Raw genomic sequence first — 19110 nt, 5'->3', positions numbered from 1 at the left:
GTTGATCTACTAAAAACTATTAGGAGGTACATCTCAAATGGCAATTCGTCGTAATAAAATTACTGTCGTCGGTGCTGGCTTCACGGGTGCAACAACTGCTCTTATGTTAGCTCAAAAAGAACTTGGTGACGTTGTTCTTCTCGACATCCCACAATTGGAAAACCCTACAAAAGGGAAAGCGCTCGACATGCTCGAAGCAGGTCCAGTTCAAGGATACGATAGCCAAATCACAGGTACTTCCAACTATGCGGATGCTGCTGGTTCCGATATCGTTATCATCACAGCCGGTATCGCTCGTAAACCGGGTATGAGCCGCGATGATTTGGTAAACACGAATGCAGGAATCGTGAAATCCGTTTGTGAGAACGTGAGAGAAGTAGCTCCTGATTCCATCGTTATCATCTTGAGTAACCCTGTTGATGCGATGACTTACGTAGCATTCCAAGCACTTGGCTTCCCGAAAAACCGCGTAATCGGTCAATCCGGCGTACTCGATACAGCTCGTTACCTGACGTTCATCTCCCAAGAGTTGAATGTATCCGTTGAGGATGTTAAAGGTGTTGTTATCGGTGGACACGGCGATGACATGGTTCCACTCGTTCGTTACACATACGCTGGCGGCGTGCCAATCGAGAAGCTGATCCCAGCTGACCGTATTGAAGCTATCGTTCAACGTACACGTACTGGCGGCGGCGAAATTGTTAACCTACTTGGTAACGGTAGTGCATACTACGCACCAGCAGCTTCCCTTGTGCAAATGACAGAAGCAATCCTTAAAGATAAAAAACGTATCATCCCAACGATCGCTCTTCTTGAAGGCGAATATGGCTACGACAACCTGTTCATGGGCGTTCTAACTGTACTTGGTGCTAACGGTATCGAGAAAATTCTTGACATCGAGCTTACTGACGAAGAGAAAACAGCTTTGGACAAAACAGCAAACTCTGTGCGCAACGTAATCAAAGTTGTAACAGGTTAATACGTTTTTAGATGAAGGATCAACTACCTATGCGAATAGGTGGTTGGTTCTTTTTTTTGTTCATTTTATTGTGGCGATGCACAATCTTTTGTTAATTTTGTAAATTGATTTCCAACTACTATTCCCAGTTAATGGTCTATGCTACGATAGGCTTAGGCCAGCATAATTGGCTAAAAAATCCATAGGATGGTGGGATTTGATGTTGAAGAAAAGCTTGCTAGGAACAAGAAACTGGAGGAGACTCTGTTTAACCGCAGCATTATCCGTATCATTGTTAGGCATTGTTCCACAAGCTTATGCGGAAGGTCCGAATGACCCCGCGCCATCGATAACGCCGACAACGGCGAATGGCAAAAAGGTGCTGTTTGATAATACGCACGGTCAAACTGCAGGTGCAGCTGATTGGGTTATTGACGGCGGTTTCTCTGATTTTGCTAACGCATTAGGAAATGCAGGCTATTTTGTAAAAGAACTGCGTAAGAGTACTGCGATTACACTCTCCGATTTATCAGCGTATGATGTGTTCGTAATTGGTGAGGCTAATATTCCATACAAGACATCTGAGCAAAGCGCCATGCTGCAGTATGTGCAAGGCGGTGGCAGCATCTTCTTCATTGGCGATCATTACAATGCAGATCGTAATAAAAATCGTTGGGATGCTTCGGAAGTATTCAATGGCTTTCGCCGCGGCGCATGGACCAATCCAGCTGCGGGAATGAGTACAGCAGAGGCAGCTTCGGCAGCGATGCAGGGTGTTGCAAGCTCTGATTGGTTGTCGGCCAATTTCGGTGTGAAGTTCCGTTATAACGCATTAGGTGATATTACAGCGAATAATATCGTGAGCCCATCGCAGGCTTTTAACATTACGAGTGGTGTCTCCACGGTCGCTATGCATGCAGGCTCGACATTAGCGGTTACAGATCCGAACAAAGCCAAAGGTATTGTTTACCTACCAGCGATGACGACCAAATGGGCTAGTGCTGTGGATCAAGGGGTATACAACGGTGGAGGTGTAGCAGAAGGTCCTTATGTTGCTGTTTCCAAAGTGAGTGCAGGCAAAGCCGGATTCATTGGCGATTCCTCACCAGTTGAAGATGCGACGCCAAAGTATAAGAGGGAAGAGACAGGCGGTACGAAAACTACGTATGCGGGATTCCAAGAGCAGAATGACGCTTCTCTTTTAGTAAATATGGTGAACTGGTTGGCAACCAAAGAAAGTTATACAAGTTTAACGCAAGTGCCAGGCCTTACATTGGATTCAGCAACTACTCTCTACTCATGGGAGCAGCCGGCTAATACAACAGAGCCGCAGGCCGAGCCTTGGGCAGCACCTGCAGCTGGTTATAAGTGGTGGGATCCTTCAACATTTAAAGTAGGATCTTACGGATATAGTACCGCCACGAATACGACAGATCCGTTTGCTTTTGTCCATCAAACGCAATTGCCAAATCAGGCCGTTTTTCAAGTGAAGATTATTCTAAATGGCCTAACAGCAAATTCAACAACAACCGGCTATAATCTTGGTATTTATAATGGTTCAGGTACCCAGGTCGCGAAGGTTCAAAATAGTAATGGCACATGGCCTTCTACCTACGGTTACAGCACGAGCTTCTCATTAACTGCTGACGCAAGTGGTCATGCGGAGAAGATTGTGAGTATTCAAATTAATCCGAGCATCTCCGGTTCTGCTAATATGCGATTGAGACAGAACACGACAGCCAAATTTACAGAGGCCGTTACGATCGCTAACGTTCCAGCTGAGCCACTCCCTTAAAACGTTAAGTTGAAAGACCACCGGCTTGATTCAATAGGAAGCGAAAATAACCCTGCGGGCTCATGATCTTGATGAGTTCGTGGGGTTGTTTTGCGTAAATTTAGTCACAGTTATGTGTAGATATAGTGAATTAACTGTATTCATGGGATCGCTTTCTTGTCGGGACTGTTCCAATTCGGTTATACTAAGGAAAACTATTACATAAATTTGCGGAGGTTGTCCAAATGTATCCAGTTATGATTTTTTTACATGTCGTTAGTGCTTTATTGCTTGGTGCGTATGTCATGTTCCCATTCCTAGTGGGACGAGCTGCAACTTTGTCTGGAGCTGCCCAAGAGGGTTTTGTCGGCGTGATAGCTAAGATCAATCGCATCGGTCAATTTTCACTAATTGTAACCTTCCTTACAGGTGGCGCAATGATCAGTCAAGTGGATCCGAAGCCGTCCGTCCTATGGATGATCTCTTCCATAGTTCTTCTTCTGATTGTAGGAGCAATCACTGGGATGATCGGTGGTAGAATCAAAAAGCTGATAGCGAATAGCAAAGCAGGTAAAAGCACAGCTTCTGATGCCGCCAAAATTAAAACATTCAGCTGGATCGCAGCAATCGCTGTAATCGTGGCAGTACTGATTATGACGAATCCACAGCTGCTGTCGTAAGTTTAAGGAAACAGAAAAGAAAGAGCATGTTCATCTTCTGATGACATGCTCTTTCTGCATTTTCGGAACTTGGTTCATATTCGAACAGGTGCGTCCATTAATCCAATGTGATTTCATCTAATGTTTTCTCAAACGATGCACTCATATGCTCGAGGAAATAATCAACTTCAGGCATGTTCATTTTCTGCAAGCTTTCCAGGACTTGCTGCTTCGCGACTACGAATTCGCGGTTGCCAGTAGAGAGCTCAGTTAAGCATTTGATATAAGCTTCGAGCAAGTCGGCGGCTTTCACCCAGCGGTAGAGCTCAGGATCAGGATCTTGAATTAATTTGCGGTAGATGCCGCTGATTTCAGGTGGAATAGTTTGAATAAGTCGTTCAACAGCGACATCTTCGATCTCACGGAAGTTCCGCAATATTTGCTCATTGTTATGCTTCACAGGCTGGGGGATATCCCCTGTTAGTACTTCCGAAGCATCGTGGAACAATGCGATTGATACCACGCGATCCGTTGGTACGTTGCGTCCATATACTTCGTTGGCAATGGTGCATAACATATGCGCAATCGTCGAGACATAGAAAGAATGTTCAGCTACGTTTTCTCTGCGCATGTTCCACATGAGACTCCAGCGATCAATATATTTAAGTCGATATAAGTAAGCGAAAAAGTGATGATTCATCGGGTTAACTCCTCTTTGTTCCAATCTTTTAAAGTGAATAAAACGGCTTATTTGACGCTCGGCGGCACCCTCACTGCCACCTTCCCGGTGGCCGGGGTGTAGACGAGCGGTTGCCCGATCAGCGCGCCAAGATCATCAAGCGCGATCGTGACCAGCCCGTGCTCGCGCAGCACGGGCTGCCGCAGCGTGACGCGCGCGTTCCCGCGCGTCGCTGCCTTCGCATTCACCTGCAGGGTGAATGCCTCTTGCCCGAGGCGGAGGCGAAGCTCTCCGCCTTCCGCATTTGCGCTGCCGCCGAGCTGCGCTGCGGCAGCGGCCGCGTCCACGCGCAGCGGTGCACTGCCCGGCTGCGCCAAGACCCGGCGCTGGATCGAGCGATGCAGCAGCTCCGGCGTGATGCCGGGGCTGCCCGCGTTGATCCGCGGGATCAACAGGTGATCGGCGCTTCGCGTCGCCATCTCTGGTGAAATCGTGAAGGCATAGCGGATACCCGCCTTCGCAACCTGCTCTGTCGCCGCCGGCGACGTGATGCCGAATGGGTACGCCAACGCGTCGAGCGGCTTATCCGTTAAGCCTGCGAGCTTGCCGATGCAAGCTTGCGTATCTTTGTAAACACGCTGCTTATAATCATCATCGTTCTCTGCATCCAATCTTCCTACCAGCGCTGCTTCACCATTTGGAAGCTTGTGATGAAGATTGTTGGTATGGCAGCCAATATCGATGAAGTTCGTGGCATGCGTCATCTCACTGATTTGTTCCTTCGACATGGAAGGGATGTAGGACCCCAGCGGATTCGTTAAGTCATTGGTAATAACGAAGTTCACAGCGGGAATTCGCAAGCTTTTCAAAATCGGATAGGCCGCTGTATAGAAGCTTTGATAGCCATCATCGAATGTTACCAGCACAGCATTGGATGGAACGGTAGCGCCCTCCATGTACTGTTTGAACTCTTCTAAGGAAATAAAATGATAGCCTTTGCTAAGTAGCGATTGAAGCTGATTTTGAAAAAGAGAGCTTGTAATTGTGCTTGAGCTGGTGTCCTTTTCATGCACATGATGGTACATAAGAACGGCAACTTGGTCCTGGTAGTAAATATCCCCGGAGCGCTTGGCCTGCAGCGGCGTAAGCAGAAGGGTGAGCCCAATCAGGCTAACTAGAATCGAAATAGCGATTCTTTTGTACATGTCAGTGAATCTCCTTGTTTTCCTCACAAGAACCGTCGAACTCTTCATGGGAGGTATGTTATAATAGTTTGTAATTATTATTATGTGTGTATTTGAGAGAGGAGCCAGACCTAGTCATGCAGTATTTTTATCAAAGCGTCTACGATTTGATTGTCGAAACTTCCACAAACCTTCCCGGTGATGTACGCCGTGCGGTACAAGCCGCTCAGGAAAATGAGGACAAAGGCACGCGTTCTGCGTTATCTCTATCTCGCATTGCGGATAACATCCATATGGCGGAATGCAATGTATCCCCAATTTGTCAGGATACGGGTATGCCAACGTTTATTATACACTGTCCTGTTGGGGCAAACCAAATTATCATGAAGAAGCAAATCTTAGAAGCGGTTGCTAATGCAACCAAAGCTAGTAAGCTGCGCACGAACTCCGTAGACTCCCTTACAGGTGCAAACAGCGGAGATAATCTTGGGCCTGGTACGCCGGTTGTTCATTTCGAGCAATGGGAACGTGACGATATTGAAGTGAAGTTGATTCTAAAAGGCGGCGGCTGTGAGAACAAAAATATTCAATACAGCTTGCCTGCTGATCTTGAAGGTGTAGGCAAAGCAGGACGAGATCTTGACGGCATTCGCAAATGTGTGATGCATGCGGTTTACCAAGCGCAAGGTCAAGGATGCAGCGCGGGTTTCATCGGCGTAGGTATTGGAGGCGACCGTACAAGCGGGTACGAGTTGGCTAAGCACCAATTATTTCGTCATGTTGACGATGTGAATCCACATCCGGAGCTGCGCAAGGTTGAAGAGTACGTCATGGAGCATGCCAATACGCTTGGTATTGGAACAATGGGCTTCGGTGGTCAAGTGACATTACTTGGCTGTAAAGTTGGCGTAATGAACCGTTTGCCAGCAAGCTTCTTCGTTTCTGTAGCGTACAACTGTTGGGCGTTCCGTCGTCAAGGCGTTGTCTTGAATGCGGAAACTGGCGAAATCAATGGCTGGTCTTATCCAAGAGGGACAGAGGTTTCTTTCCAAGAGGCTTTCGAGGCGAGTGCAGAAGAAGCTAAGAATACGCCAAAAGAAGAGCGCCGTGAGGTTGTATTGACAACGCCAATATCGGAAGAGCAGATCCGCAGCCTCAAAGTCGGTGATGTCGTAGTCATCAATGGTACGATGCACACAGGACGCGATGCGCTGCATAAATATTTGATGGATCATGATGCACCGGTAGATCTGAATGGGGCCGCGATTTATCATTGCGGACCAGTGATGAGTAAGGATGAAGCTGGCGAATGGCACGTTAAAGCGGCTGGACCGACGACAAGCATTCGCGAGGAGCCTTACCAAGGTGATATTATCAAGAAATTCGGTATTCGCGCAGTCATCGGTAAAGGCGGAATGGGACCGAAAACGTTAGCAGCTTTGAAAGAACACGGCGGCGTCTATTTGAACGCTATCGGTGGTGCTGCGCAATACTACGCACAGTGCTTTAAAAAGGTTGAAGGCGTTGACTACATGGAATTCGGAATTCCAGAAGCGATGTGGCACTTAGAAACAGAAGGATTCGCTGCTATCGTAACGATGGATTCACACGGTAATAGCCTGCATGCTGACGTAGAGAAGAATTCACTTGAGAAGCTGGCAGCTCTGAAAGAACCTGTTTTCAAATAATTTTTTAAGCAAGCACTTAACCTTCACCTTTACAAAAAAAATACTGGATTAGGCACGGAAGAAAGGGTTACTATGTAGAGTAGCCCTTTTCTTGTTTTTATTCATGAAAATGGAGAGACTGACCATCGGAGGCTTAATATCAGATGACCAAATTCCGTGCCAAACTAACTTTTATTTTGATTTTATTGATTGGTTGTTCGATGCTGATTGCGGGCATTTTCATGGCTAAGGTACTTGAGAATTCTCACATAAAGTCTTTACAAGACAATATGGAACGCGAGCTGCAGGTCATTACGGCTACTGTTGATTGGAACCGAAAGGGTACCGATGCAGAGTTGATTTCTTACTATACGGAACAAGCCAAACACCTTAAAGAAGCAACGCATGAGAGAGTGACGTATGTTCGAGCGGATGGCAAAGTACTAGGTGACTCTGATCAAAGACCCGAACAAATGGACAATCACTTGAATCGACCGGAGATTGCTTCCGCAGCAGCGAATGGAGTCGGCTACGTTACGCGTTACAGCGATACATTGAAGGAAAATATGCTGTATGCTGCTATTCCAGTGAAGAATGAAGCGAAGGAGACAACAGGGTTTTTACGTATTTCTATGAGCTTGGAACAGGTAGGGAAGTCGATCCGCAGCTTATGGTACTTCCTGATTTCTGGATTGATCATTTTGTTTCTGATCGCAGGAATCGTTAGTTATCGGATTGCGAAAGGGATTACTTACCCCATTGAGAAGATGACGAAAGTAGCCCAGCAAATTACGAATATGAACTACCAATCTCGCGTTCCGGCTTACAGTAATGATGAGGTTGGACAGCTGGGTCAAGCGATTAATCGCATGTCCGAAAGTTTGCAGCAGCAAATGGCTCGGATTCAGGAAAATGAACGCAGGCTTCAAGGCGTTATGGAAAATATGATGAGCGGAATTATGATGATTGACCGTGAAGAGCGGATTATGCTTTTAAATCCTGCTGCGGAATACATTCTTGGTTTCTCCTCACAGGAGCTTCTGGGGAAGAAATATAATGAAGCCAAACAGCAATATGAGTTTACAAAGTTGATACAAGAATGTATTGAGACACAAGATCCAATTCGCGATGAGATGGTTTTCTATTATCCAGCTGAGCGAATTCTCGATATTCATTTGAGTCCAATTGCCCATGAAGATGAGGAATGGTCGGGTGTTCTTATCGTTATTCACGATATTACAGCTGTTCGCAGACTTGAGCGGATGCGCAGTGAATTCGTCGCGAATGTATCGCATGAATTAAAGACTCCAATTGCCGCAGTTAAAGGCTTTGCCGAAACGCTGCTGGCAGGTGCGCTTAATGATAAGGAAACGGCAGTGTCGTTCTTACAAATCATTTTTGATGAGAGTGAGCGGTTGAATCGATTGATTGGGGATATTCTGGAGTTGTCCAAAATCGAATCGAAGCGGATTCCGATGAATTTTTCGCCGATCTACTTGCCTGAATTTCTTGAGAGATCGCTAAGTGTGTTACGAAAAGAAGCGGAGAAGAAGCATATTGAACTGAGTATGCTCGTCGATGACGATATTTATATCGAGGCGGATGAAGATCGGTTACGGCAAATTATCATCAACCTCCTTTCCAATGGTATTGCTTATACACATGATGGAGGCAAGGTAAAAGTACGTGTAGAACCACTTGATATGAATGCAGATGGGGATTATGAACGGCTGCGGTTAATTGTTTCGGATACGGGTATGGGCATTCCTAAGAAGGACTTACCTCGAATTTTCGAGAGATTCTACCGTGTTGATAAAGCGCGCTCTAGAAGCTCAGGTGGAACAGGATTAGGATTATCAATTGTGAAGCATTTAGTTGAGCTGCATAAAGGAACGATTCGGGTCGATAGTGAGGTTGGCGTTGGTACGAGGTTCACGATTGAATTGCCTGTCATACACTAATTTACACAGCGATGATGAAACATTTACATTGTTTTTACAATCATGTGGTAAAATGAGGTTGTGCAATGTAAATATACTGTAAACGCGGGGGATCCCATGGCACAAAAAATACTAGTTATTGAAGACGAGCCAACTCTAGCTCGATTGCTATCGTACAACCTATCTCAGGACGGGTATGATACGAAGGTTGTCGATCATGGTGGCGATGGGCTTCAAGAGGCGTTGCAGCAGACTTACGACTTAATTATTCTGGATATTATGCTGCCTGGACTGAATGGATTCGAGGTATTAGCGAAGCTAAGGCAGAAAGGTAACAGCACACCTGTTATTATTTTAACGGCACGCAATGCCGAGGATGAAGTGGTGCAAGGTCTTAAGCACGGTGCTGATGATTATATAACGAAGCCCTTTGGAGTGGCGGAATTGCTTGCCCGCGTCTCAGCCGTTCTGCGAAGAACACAATCGGAGGACGCGGCAGCGGACAAACTTAAGAGCAATGAGAAAGTGATTCAGGCGGGTGAATTGTTCATTTATCCAGAGAAATATGAAGTCGTTCTGAATGGGGATTCCATTCCGTTAAGACCGAAGGAGTTTGAGGTCCTGCTTTATCTTGTGCAGCGCCCGGGCGTCGTCGTAACAAGGGACGATCTTATGAATATCGTTTGGGGATTCGACTATATTGGCGGCCAAAGAACCGTAGATGTTCATGTGAGCTCGCTTCGTAAGAAGCTGGAAATGAATCAACAGTCTGTTCAAATCGATTCAATCCGTGGCGTTGGCTACAAGTTAGTAGCAAGTATGGTCAAAAAATAATGAGCCTTGGGTGCTGGTTAACAGCGGCCCAGGCTCATTTTTGTGCGTAAACAACGTAAATGCTGTTCCTGAGTGGCTCCGATTTAACTTGGCTTGTATGAGAGAGTAACCACTCTGTTATATGGGTGTGCGTCATGTAGAGTTCGACCTGCTCATGCATCATAGGCAGCTTGGTTGCCTTTGACGAGATGAGGTTGGCTAGAAATGCATCTGCCTCACTTCGGTCTTGCATCATATAATCGGCTAAGCATACGACTCCGCCCGGCTTCAATACCCGCAGCATTTCACCCCAGGCGAGCTCCCTTTGCGCTTCTGTCAGATGATGAAGGGCAAACGAACTGACAACATAATCAAACGTTCCATCCATGAAAGGTATCGCCAGTACATTGCCGAGTTTGAGTTCGATGTCAGCAAATTTAGCTGCGCAAAGCTTGAGCATTTGCTTGGACTGGTCGATCGCGGACATGGTTAGGCCGATTTGCTGCAGCTTGCCGGCTAAGTTGCCGGTGCCTGTACCTACATCAAGCCCCTTAAGGCCATGAGCAGGAGAGATAAGCTGGGCGATTTTGTCTAAAGCTGCTTCGTAGCTTGTATATACGGGAGGGCTGCTTATATCGATGTCGTTCAGCGGGCCCTCTGTGATATCTTCAAATGAAGAAGCAGGCTGCAGCAGCTCATCAAATTGTTGGGCCTTTCGATCGAAATCCCAATGGTCGCGCCAGCTTTCCCTTAGGTCACGCAGCTCCTTGCTTTGCAGGGCTAACTCATAAAGCAGTTCAGTCGGCAGTATGCTGCTTCCTTGAGCGGCTTGGATCATCTGATCCATTGTACCAATGATTTGTTTCATTTCTGTCCACTGTTGAAACAGCATTGAACGCTGCATCTGCAGGGCGCTAAGCACTTCCTCTTGTTGATTTAAATCGGTTTGGGCTAAGGTTTGACGAATATCTTCAAGTGTCATTCCGACTTCCCGTAAAGAAATAATGGTTTGTAATCTCCACGCATCTTGTTCCGTGTAGGTTCGATAGCCATTCTCTTTCTGCTTCGCAGGCTTTAACAGTCCTTTCTGCTCATAGAAGCGAATGGCTCTAGCTGTGATGCCAAGTTTGCGGGAAATTTCGTTAATAAGCATGTATGGTCCTCCATCATGGCACAATTGCATACAATTTTCGCCAGATCAGAAATTTTATTTTTGTAGGTTTTTGTTATACTCTTATATAGTACTAGCTATGAGCAATTGTGAGAAGCCTAACGGTTATACATATCTAAGGCTTATATGACGAAAGAAGTTTTACTAAAGTAAAACTCTAAGGAGGATTATCATGTCAAAAACGTATCGTATAGCAATTATTGGTTGTGGTGGTATTGCCAATGGCAAGCACATGCCAAGTTTGAACAAATTAAAGAATGTAGAAATGGTTGCTTTCTGTGACATTATTTCTGAAAAAGCGCAGGAAGCTGCTGCTAAGTATGGCAAAGAAGACGCTCGTGTATATGAAGATTACCGCGAGGTCCTGAAAGACAGTTCCATTGACATCGTTCATGTCTGTACGCCAAATGATTCACATGCGGAAATCACGATTGCTGCATTAGAAGCAGGCAAGCACGTCATGTCAGAGAAGCCGATGGCCAAAACAGCTGCAGATGCACGCCGTATGGTGGAAGCAGCTAAGCGTACAGGTAAGAAGCTGACAGTTGGTTACAACAATCGCTTCCGTGGCGATAGCCAACATTTGCACCAGTTGTGCTCGGAAGGCGAGCTAGGTGAGATTTATTTCGCTAAGGCTCATGCGATTCGCCGCCGCGCGGTACCTACTTGGGGCGTTTTCCTTGATGAAGAGAAGCAAGGCGGAGGCCCGCTGATCGATATCGGTACGCATGCCCTTGATTTAACGATGTGGATGATGAACAACTATGAGCCGAAGGTTGTACTGGGTACTTCTTATCATAAATTATCCCAACGAGAAAATGCAGCTAATGCTTGGGGACCTTGGGATCCTTCCAAGTTCACCGTTGAGGATTCCGCATTTGGTATGATTACAATGAAAAATGGTGCTACGATTATTCTTGAATCGAGCTGGGCGCTGAATACACTTGAAGTGGATGAAGCGAAATGTACACTTAGCGGAACAGAAGGCGGCGCTGATATGAAAGGCGGTCTTCGCATTAATGGTGAGAAGCACAGCCGTTTATACACGACCGAAGTTGAATTGAATGCTGGCGGAGTAGCCTTCTACGATGGTGAAACAGAAAGTGCACCGGATTTAGAAATGCGCCTATGGATTCAAGCGATCGAGAATGATACAGATCCGGTTGTAACCCCTGAGCAAGCATGTGTCGTATCCGAAATCTTAGAAGCTATTTATGAATCAGCAAAAACAGGGAAAGCTGTTTACTTCGACTAGTTTCGACTATTTCCTGGGAAATGAGAAATCCCCTTCTTCGATATGGTTATCGGAGGAAGGGGATTTTTTGTGCTTCCACATAGGAAAGTTTTAGTTTTCTGTTCCAGAAAACGGCTTTCCTATTGGCGATAAAAACTACATCTAAACGCGGTCGCTCATCTTTGAATGGCTTCGATAGAGGTTTTCTCATATAGTGCTCTTGTTAGTTTTCCGATGCTCACCAGGTGTAGAGCCCGTTCTTTTCTTGAACATTTTAGAGAAATGATGTAAATCAGCAAAACCGCAATAGAGTGCTATAGATTCGAGACTAAGTTCTGTGTTTGCAAGCAGTTCCTTGGCATGATTAACCCGCATGTTGATTAAATACTGGTGAGGCGAGATACCATATCGCTGCTTGAACATGAAACTGAATCTGGAAATGGATAGGCTAGCACGATTCGCCATATCTTCTAATGAAATGGGTTCGCTTAGATGATTGGAAAAGTAAGAAGTAATCCAGTTGAACGAATGTACAGGTGTCTGTGCCGCCTGATAATAAGTCTCTAGTAGTGAAATGATAATTTCCGTAACGAGATGTTGGGTTTTCAGCTGTATGAGTGGGTCCTGTTGCTGGGAATACTCAACAACCTGAAAAAGCGTTTCTTTCAATTTAGATGGGTTAGAGGGATGAACATGCACCGGCATTTGAATTCCATATAGATCGTTGATTGTTGGCTGCATCAGGTTCATATATGCTGATAAATCAATCTGACCGGGTCGGGTGGGGAAGCTCTGTTCACGTTCGGAATTATAACATAAATCAAAATGAATATAAGGCGTAACGGTGTTAGTCAGCCCTTCGAGTATTAGTAAGCTTCCCGGCTGTACGAGACAGAATTGACCCGCTTGAAACATATACTTCTTATGATCTACCCAAAAACAGCAAGTGCCTTCTTGAATATAAACGAATAGGTAATCAAGCAACCTACGCTCCGGATATGACCACGGCTTACGAACAGCAAACTCACTTTGCCTAACAAACGGAACAATCGGATGTTGTTTCAATAATTCGTTGAGCATGCTGAATCCTTTCTAGTACCAATAATCTTTCTTAAGTCTTATTGTAGTCCTTCCTTGTACATATAATCCAGTTGTTTTTGACAATAATAAAACCTTGTTTGACAAAGATTTTGTACCATACGCCTCCTATAATAAAGCTATAATTATACAAAGAGGTGAGCAGAGGATGAGCATTCCGGAAACAAACAATAGTAATGAGTTACCCTCTATGGAAGAGAACTATGAATTGTCTGCGCAGCAGAAAGAAAGTTATCAGAAAAAAGGACATATTGCTCTTAGACAGGTAGCAAACAAGTCAGAAATCGCTTCCTACGAGCCCGTTATTAGTCATTTGGTGAAAGAATTGAATAATCATGACAAGCCGCTCGAGCAGCGAGATACGTATGGGAAAGCCTTTATACAAATCTCAAATCTGTGGGAGAAAAGTGAAGCGATCCGGCGATTCGTATTAGCTAAACGGTTTGCCAAAATCGCGGCTGATTTAATGGGGGTGGATGGGGTGCGAATTTATCATGATCAAGCCCTGTTTAAAGAACCTCACGGAGGTCATACGCCGTGGCATCAAGATCAAATCTATTGGCCGCTCGATACAGACAAGACGATTACCATGTGGATGCCGTTAGTTCCCATTTCCCAAGAGGTGGGATCTATGACCTTTGCATCGGAGTCCCATCTTATGGGCTACATTAATAAAATGGTCATTTCCGATGAGTCCCACCGAACGCTTGCAGGTTACATTGAAGGCAAAGGGTTCGAAACGATGTCTCACGGCGCTATGGAGGCAGGCGATGCAACGTTCCATTCCGGGTGGACACTGCACAGCGCACCTGGAAACCCTACGGACACTATGCGTAAGGTGATGACGGTGATTTATTATGCCGACGGAATAAGAGTAGCCGAGCCGGATAGTAAAGCGCGTGAGAGTGATTTGAAATCGTGGTTTCCCGGTCTTCAACCAGGCGATTTGGCGGCAACAACTTTAAATCCATTGGTTTACAGCCGCTCAGCAAATTAAAAAAAGCTCGCTCCCCCTCATATTTTGAGAAGGGGAGCGAGCTTTTTTATGAAAAGAGCGGTCTAATTCCGAGAGGCTATCTAGGCCATCTTCCACCATTGTATATCGGAAGCGGTTGTGGAAATAGTTGATAAGGTGGGTGTCTTTTCCCTTATGTTGAAATGAGGGAATGCGTTCTCTTTTTATTTACAAAACATTAATACTAGGATGACATGTGGTTAACATTGCGATTATATGATAAACATGTAGTTAAAAACAACAAAAACACATAAATTCCCAAAAAAAATGGAGGAAACAATCTTGAAAACAAATCTCTCATTGAAATCAGCACTTATCATCAGCGTAATGGCTTTGGGAATTTCAGCGTGTGGCACCACCCAACAATCCGCTCCTGCGACTAGCACTCCGACTCCGGCGAAAGAACTGACAGTCGCAGAGATTCAAACTCAGGCCAAACAGGAAGGCAAGGTTGTCAGTGTCGGGATGCCTGATGACTGGGCTAACTGGATAGAAACCTGGGGCGATATGACCTCCCAATACGGCTTAACTCATTCGGATACGGATTTAACAAGTTCGGAAGAAATCGCCAAATTTGATGCAGAAAAGAATAATCCTACGGCAGATATCGGGGACGTTGGCATGGCGTTCGCACCGATCGCGATGGAAAAAGGTGTGACTATGCCGTATAAAACCTCATATTGGAAAGATATTCCGGATTGGGCCAAGGATAAGGAAGGCCACTGGATGGTTGGTTATCAGGGTACGATCTCCATACTTGTCGATAAAACACAGGTGAAAAATCCGCCGAAATCGTGGGAAGACATTGAAAAAGGAGATTATAAAGTTCGAATCTCGGATGTAACCAAGTCGTCGCAAGCGCAGATGGGCGTATTGGCATCAGCGATCGCGCATGGAGGAAATGAGGGCAACATTGATCCAGGCTTGAACTTTTTTGCGAAATTGGCCAAGCAGAATCGATTGGTTTCCAAGGATGTTACGAAAGCTGAAGTGGAAAAAGGAGAAGTGCAAGTTGCTATTCTTTGGGATTTTGTGTCTTTGGGCTTTAAAGACCAAATCGATCCTAATCGTTTTGAAGTTTACATCCCTCAGGAAGGCAGCATCATCGGAGGTTATACAACCATCATCAACAAGTATGCGCCTCATCCGAATGCCGCAAAGCTTGCCCGCGAATTTATTTTGAGCGACGAAGGGCAGATCAACCTGGCCAAAGGCTATGCCCGTCCAATTCGTGATAACGTTAAATTGCCGGAAGAAGTTGCCAAGAAGCTGATCCCTGGCGCGCAGTACAAAAATGCGAAGCCGATCACGGATTTTAAACTATGGGATGCAACATCCAAAAAAATTCCTCAAATGTGGCAAGAACAAGTATTAGTTCATATCAAGTAACGGATTAAATGGATAAGCGAGGTTTGCCCGAATGAATCACAAAGTCACACTGTTTGCCGTCATTGCCCTTCTTCCGTTTGCCCTGCTGATTGTCGGGTTCGAGCTGCTGCCGCTTGCGGCAATGATTCGAGACAGCTTTCTTGCTGATGACGGGATCACATATACGTTCAAGCAGTATAGAACAGCTTTTACTAATCCTTATTTCACCAAAGGAATGCTAAACAGCCTGCTCATTTCTGTTTATGCCAGCTTAATCGGAATCGCGATTGCCATTGTCGCGTCGTATTCGATGTCGCGAATGCCGAAGAAGATCCAAACCATCATGGTGACCTTCTCGAATTTAACGTCTAATTTTTCCGGCGTGCCGCTGGCATTTGCTTTCATTATTATGCTCGGAAACAGCGGAGTGTTTACGCTGCTTTTTAAAGAATGGGGATGGAGTCTGGCAAGCTCGTTCAATCTGTACAGTTGGAGCGGTTTAGTGGCAGTATACGTGTATTTCCAGGTGCCTTTAGCGATTCTGCTTCTATACCCTGCCTATTCCGGTATTCATAAACATTGGCGTGAATCCGCCGCGCTGCTTGGAGCGTCGTCATTCCAATTTTGGCTGCGAATCGGATTTCCTGTTATTATTCCAAGCGTCGTCGGCACTTTCAGCATTCTGCTCGCAAATGCAATGGGCGCATATGCAACAGCTTATGCTTTAGTGGGGGGCAGCTATAATTTGCTGCCTATCCGCATCGGTGCGCTTGTAGCCGGAGATGTCGCCACAAGGCCGCAATTGGGCAGCGCTTTAGCTGTAATTCTAGGATTGATGATGGTTATAGCCATGTGGTGCAATGAACGTATGATGCGACGGTTTAGGAGAGATTTGCTATGAAGACAAAATGGGTGCATATCCTTATCATTTCAGCGACGTTTCTATATCTCTTCTTGCCGCTCGCGGCGACGTTTCTGTATTCGATCACCAAAGAATGGCATCACACGATTCTGCCGGCTTCTTATACCTTGAACGCGTATGAGAACCTGTATACGGATTCCCGATTTTTGCAAGCAGTCGGACGAACCCTTCTCGTTTCTGGGATAACCCTTGTTCTAAGTGTTGTTACGATATCGATCGCGATATTTGTTGTGTTCATGTATTTGCCCAAAATGGAGCGTGTCCTGCAGGCTCTTGTTATGATCCCATTTGCCATTCCTGGCGTGGTCGCGGCCGTAGGGCTAATCAAAGTGTACTCAAGCGGTCCTATCGTATTATCGGGGACGATCTGGATCTTGATTGGAGCGTATTACGTACTGGTTCTTCCCTATATGTATCAAGGTATCAGAAACAATTTGCGTACGATTGACGCTAAAAGACTGATGGAAGCCGCTGAAATATTGGGTGCGACCAAAATCAAGGGTTTCGTGTTCGTCGTAATGCCTAACATGGTGACTGGCATTCTGGTGTCCGCCCTATTATCGTTCTCGATCTTGATCGGCGAGTTCGTTCTAGCCAATTTTCTAATCGGCGGTTACTACGAAACGATCCAAATTTACTTAATGAGACGATTGAATGAAAATGGTCACTTGGCTAGCAGTATTGTGATTACGTACTTCCTGACAGTGGCAGCGATTTCCTGGCTGATGCTAAGATTAGGAAGACGTTTCCAGAAGATAGAACAAATCAAGGAGAAGGTAACATGAGCTACGTCCAAATCGAACAAGCGTTTAAGCAATATGTGGAAAATACTGTCCTGCAGCAGGTTTCACTCCAGATAGAAAAAGGAGAGTTGGTTACCTTACTAGGACCTAGTGGTTGCGGGAAAAGCACACTGCTGCGTGCCATCGCCGGACTTGAAAAGCTGGACGGCGGGACGATTTGTGTAAACGATCACGATATCTCCCACCTGCCGCCACAGCGCAGAAATGTGGGCATGGTTTTTCAATCCTATGCCTTGTTTCCTAACATGACGGTCTTCGATAATATTGCTTTTGGCCTAAAAATGCGAAAATGGCCTCGAAAAGAAATGACCGAAAAGGTAAAACAAGTGATCGAGTTAATCCATATGTCCGATAAAGCATCCTCTTATCCGCATCAATTGTCCGGCGGGCAGCAACAGCGTGTCGCTCTTGCCAGAGCGCTTGTCACGGAACCGGATATTCTGCTTCTGGATGAACCCTTAAGCGCATTGGATGCAAAAATCCGGAAGAACCTGCAAATCGAGCTGCGAAACATTCAGCGAGAACTGAAGATGACGATGATTTTTGTTACGCATGACCAGGAAGAAGCGATGACGATTTCCGATCGCATTTTTATTATGAACGGCGGAGAAATTGTTCATCAGGGCAAACCGGAAGAGATATACGCTTCACCTAAAAACGAATTTGTGGCCCGCTTTATCGGCAGCTACAATGTATTGACGAATCGGGACCTGTATCTTTTAACGGGACATTCAGTAAAGCCAGGGAACTACGCCATTCGCCCGGAGGTTATGGAACTGCATCCGCTTGACTCGTTATCTGAACAACAGAAGTCTGGCATGTGGATATCAGGGATCATCAGCAGTATGACCGTTCGCGGCAATGTGCGCCGGTACTCGATTCTGGCGCAGGATGTAACCTTATGGGTGGATGAACTGAACGTTCCTCATAAAAGCGCTGTGGACGAAGGATTGTTTATTAAGGTGTGGGTACCGGTGGATGAATGCAACTTATTAGAATAGAAGGTGATAGGGATGTCAGTATTGTCGTTAGAAAGAAAAACCTTAATTCTTGATCGATTGCAGGCTTACGGCAAAGTGAACGCGGCGGAATTAGCCAAGCTGATCGATGTATCGATGGAAACGGTACGACGCGACCTTGATATGCTGGAGAAGGAAGGGTTGCTCAAGCGTGTGCATGGCGGAGCTGTTAAAGTCAATTTCCAATTGGGCGAACCTCCGTTCATTCAGCGAAAAAATGTAAGTCTGGAAAACAAGAAGATAATGGCCCGGAAAGCCGCGCAGCTGGTAAGAGACGGAGACACCATCGTAATGGGAGCAGGAACCACGATACTTGAGATGGCGAGTGCGATTCGCGGTGTAAATAAGGTAACGATTTTGACCAATTCGGTTCCGACAGCCAATACGCTTCTAGACTCCTTAAACCAAAGTTTATTTCACGGAAAGGTGATTCTACTAGGGGGAGAATTAAATGCGGAACAGTATTCAGCTAACGGTTCTGTATGTGAAAAAATGCTGGATTTGTTTTGTGTGAACAAAACCTTCATTTCTCCTGGAGGCATCTCGCTTTCAGGTGTAATGGAATACACATTGGAGGAAGCATCCATATCGGCAAAGATGATTCAAGTGGCTAAAGAAGCGATTATCCTAGCCGATCACTCCAAAATCGGTGCGGAAGCTTTGTGCAAATTTTCAAAACTTGATCAAATTAATGCAATCATTTGTGACCTTGATGCGCCGCAATCGTGGGAACCATTTCTGGAAAATATCGATTGGATCACAGCGGACGAGGAAATTGACGAACATTAGCAAATACGAACAGAGCA

The 19110-nt window shown here is 45.6% G+C and carries 17 protein-coding genes; 13 read left to right on the top strand and 4 right to left on the bottom strand.

Annotated features, from left to right (window positions below; genetic code table 11):
* Positions 1-37: 37 nt before the first annotated feature.
* The 3 genes from mdh (at position 38) to GC102_RS19960 (ending at position 3412) form a co-directional block, all read left to right on the top strand.
* Complete coding sequence (gene mdh / locus GC102_RS19970; protein WP_171642903.1) at positions 38-979, top strand: malate dehydrogenase; 942 nt, start codon at positions 38-40, stop codon at positions 977-979.
* A 199-nt stretch (positions 980-1178) separates the two neighbouring features.
* Positions 1179-2753 carry a DNA-binding protein gene (locus GC102_RS19965; protein ID WP_171691177.1) on the top strand — a complete coding sequence of 525 codons (1575 nt, stop codon included), beginning with the start codon at positions 1179-1181 and terminating at the stop codon, positions 2751-2753.
* A gap of 224 nt (positions 2754-2977) precedes the next feature.
* Positions 2978-3412: a hypothetical protein gene (locus GC102_RS19960; RefSeq protein WP_171691110.1), complete on the top strand. Its 435-nt coding sequence runs from the start codon at positions 2978-2980 to the stop codon at positions 3410-3412.
* A gap of 97 nt (positions 3413-3509) precedes the next feature.
* Here GC102_RS19960 and yfbR read toward each other — a convergent pair whose 3' ends face one another.
* Together yfbR and GC102_RS19950 are read right to left on the bottom strand one after the other, a co-directional pair.
* Positions 3510-4091 (bottom strand): 5'-deoxynucleotidase, encoded by a 582-nt coding sequence (gene yfbR, locus GC102_RS19955; protein ID WP_171691109.1) that lies wholly within the window; start codon positions 4089-4091, stop codon positions 3510-3512.
* Positions 4092-4138: 47 nt separating this feature from the next.
* Positions 4139-5275: a polysaccharide deacetylase family protein gene (locus GC102_RS19950; protein ID WP_171691108.1), complete on the bottom strand. Its 1137-nt coding sequence runs from the start codon at positions 5273-5275 to the stop codon at positions 4139-4141.
* Between the two features lie 116 nt (positions 5276-5391).
* Between GC102_RS19950 and GC102_RS19945 the strand changes: the two genes are divergently transcribed.
* The 3 genes from GC102_RS19945 to GC102_RS19935 all read left to right on the top strand — a co-directional run bounded on the left by GC102_RS19945 (position 5392) and on the right by GC102_RS19935 (position 9695).
* Positions 5392-6942, top strand: coding sequence for a fumarate hydratase (locus tag GC102_RS19945; protein ID WP_171691107.1), 1551 nt, complete (start codon positions 5392-5394; stop codon positions 6940-6942).
* Positions 6943-7085: 143 nt separating this feature from the next.
* Positions 7086-8882, top strand: a complete 1797-nt coding sequence (gene pnpS / locus GC102_RS19940; RefSeq protein ID WP_171691106.1) for a two-component system histidine kinase PnpS — start codon at positions 7086-7088, stop codon at positions 8880-8882.
* A 96-nt stretch (positions 8883-8978) separates the two neighbouring features.
* Positions 8979-9695: a response regulator transcription factor gene (locus GC102_RS19935; protein WP_171691105.1), complete on the top strand. Its 717-nt coding sequence runs from the start codon at positions 8979-8981 to the stop codon at positions 9693-9695.
* Between the two features lie 34 nt (positions 9696-9729).
* Here GC102_RS19935 and GC102_RS19930 read toward each other — a convergent pair whose 3' ends face one another.
* The gene (locus GC102_RS19930) at positions 9730-10827 is read right to left on the bottom strand and encodes a MerR family transcriptional regulator (protein ID WP_171691104.1); all 1098 of its coding nucleotides are present in this window, start codon (positions 10825-10827) and stop codon (positions 9730-9732) included.
* Positions 10828-11017: 190 nt separating this feature from the next.
* Between GC102_RS19930 and GC102_RS19925 the strand changes: the two genes are divergently transcribed.
* Complete coding sequence (locus GC102_RS19925) at positions 11018-12100, top strand: Gfo/Idh/MocA family protein (protein ID WP_171642895.1); 1083 nt, start codon at positions 11018-11020, stop codon at positions 12098-12100.
* 186 nt (positions 12101-12286) lie between these two features.
* On the opposite strand, the gene GC102_RS19920 is transcribed toward GC102_RS19925, so the two are convergent.
* Entirely contained in the window at positions 12287-13159 is an 873-nt protein-coding gene (locus tag GC102_RS19920; protein ID WP_171691103.1) for a helix-turn-helix domain-containing protein, read from the bottom strand.
* Positions 13160-13325: 166 nt separating this feature from the next.
* Between GC102_RS19920 and GC102_RS19915 the strand changes: the two genes are divergently transcribed.
* The 6 genes from GC102_RS19915 to GC102_RS19890 all read left to right on the top strand — a co-directional run bounded on the left by GC102_RS19915 (position 13326) and on the right by GC102_RS19890 (position 19093).
* On the top strand, positions 13326-14174 hold the full coding sequence (locus tag GC102_RS19915) for a phytanoyl-CoA dioxygenase family protein (RefSeq protein WP_171691102.1): 849 nt from the start codon (positions 13326-13328) through the stop codon (positions 14172-14174).
* A gap of 300 nt (positions 14175-14474) precedes the next feature.
* Entirely contained in the window at positions 14475-15581 is a 1107-nt protein-coding gene (locus tag GC102_RS19910; protein ID WP_246321014.1) for an ABC transporter substrate-binding protein, read from the top strand.
* Between the two features lie 31 nt (positions 15582-15612).
* Positions 15613-16461: an ABC transporter permease gene (locus GC102_RS19905; RefSeq protein WP_171691100.1), complete on the top strand. Its 849-nt coding sequence runs from the start codon at positions 15613-15615 to the stop codon at positions 16459-16461.
* Complete coding sequence (locus tag GC102_RS19900; RefSeq protein ID WP_171691099.1) at positions 16458-17267, top strand: ABC transporter permease; 810 nt, start codon at positions 16458-16460, stop codon at positions 17265-17267. Before GC102_RS19905 ends, GC102_RS19900 begins: the two co-directional genes overlap by 4 nt.
* Positions 17264-18286: an ABC transporter ATP-binding protein gene (locus tag GC102_RS19895; protein ID WP_171691098.1), complete on the top strand. Its 1023-nt coding sequence runs from the start codon at positions 17264-17266 to the stop codon at positions 18284-18286. Before GC102_RS19900 ends, GC102_RS19895 begins: the two co-directional genes overlap by 4 nt.
* A gap of 12 nt (positions 18287-18298) precedes the next feature.
* Entirely contained in the window at positions 18299-19093 is a 795-nt protein-coding gene (locus GC102_RS19890) for a DeoR/GlpR family DNA-binding transcription regulator (protein ID WP_171691097.1), read from the top strand.
* Positions 19094-19110 lie beyond the last annotated feature (17 nt).

Source organism: Paenibacillus germinis (genome assembly GCF_013141785.1).
In the GTDB taxonomy this organism is placed as follows: domain Bacteria; phylum Bacillota; class Bacilli; order Paenibacillales; family NBRC-103111; genus Paenibacillus_E; species Paenibacillus_E phytorum.
This window is presented reverse-complemented; position numbering and strand designations above follow the sequence as displayed.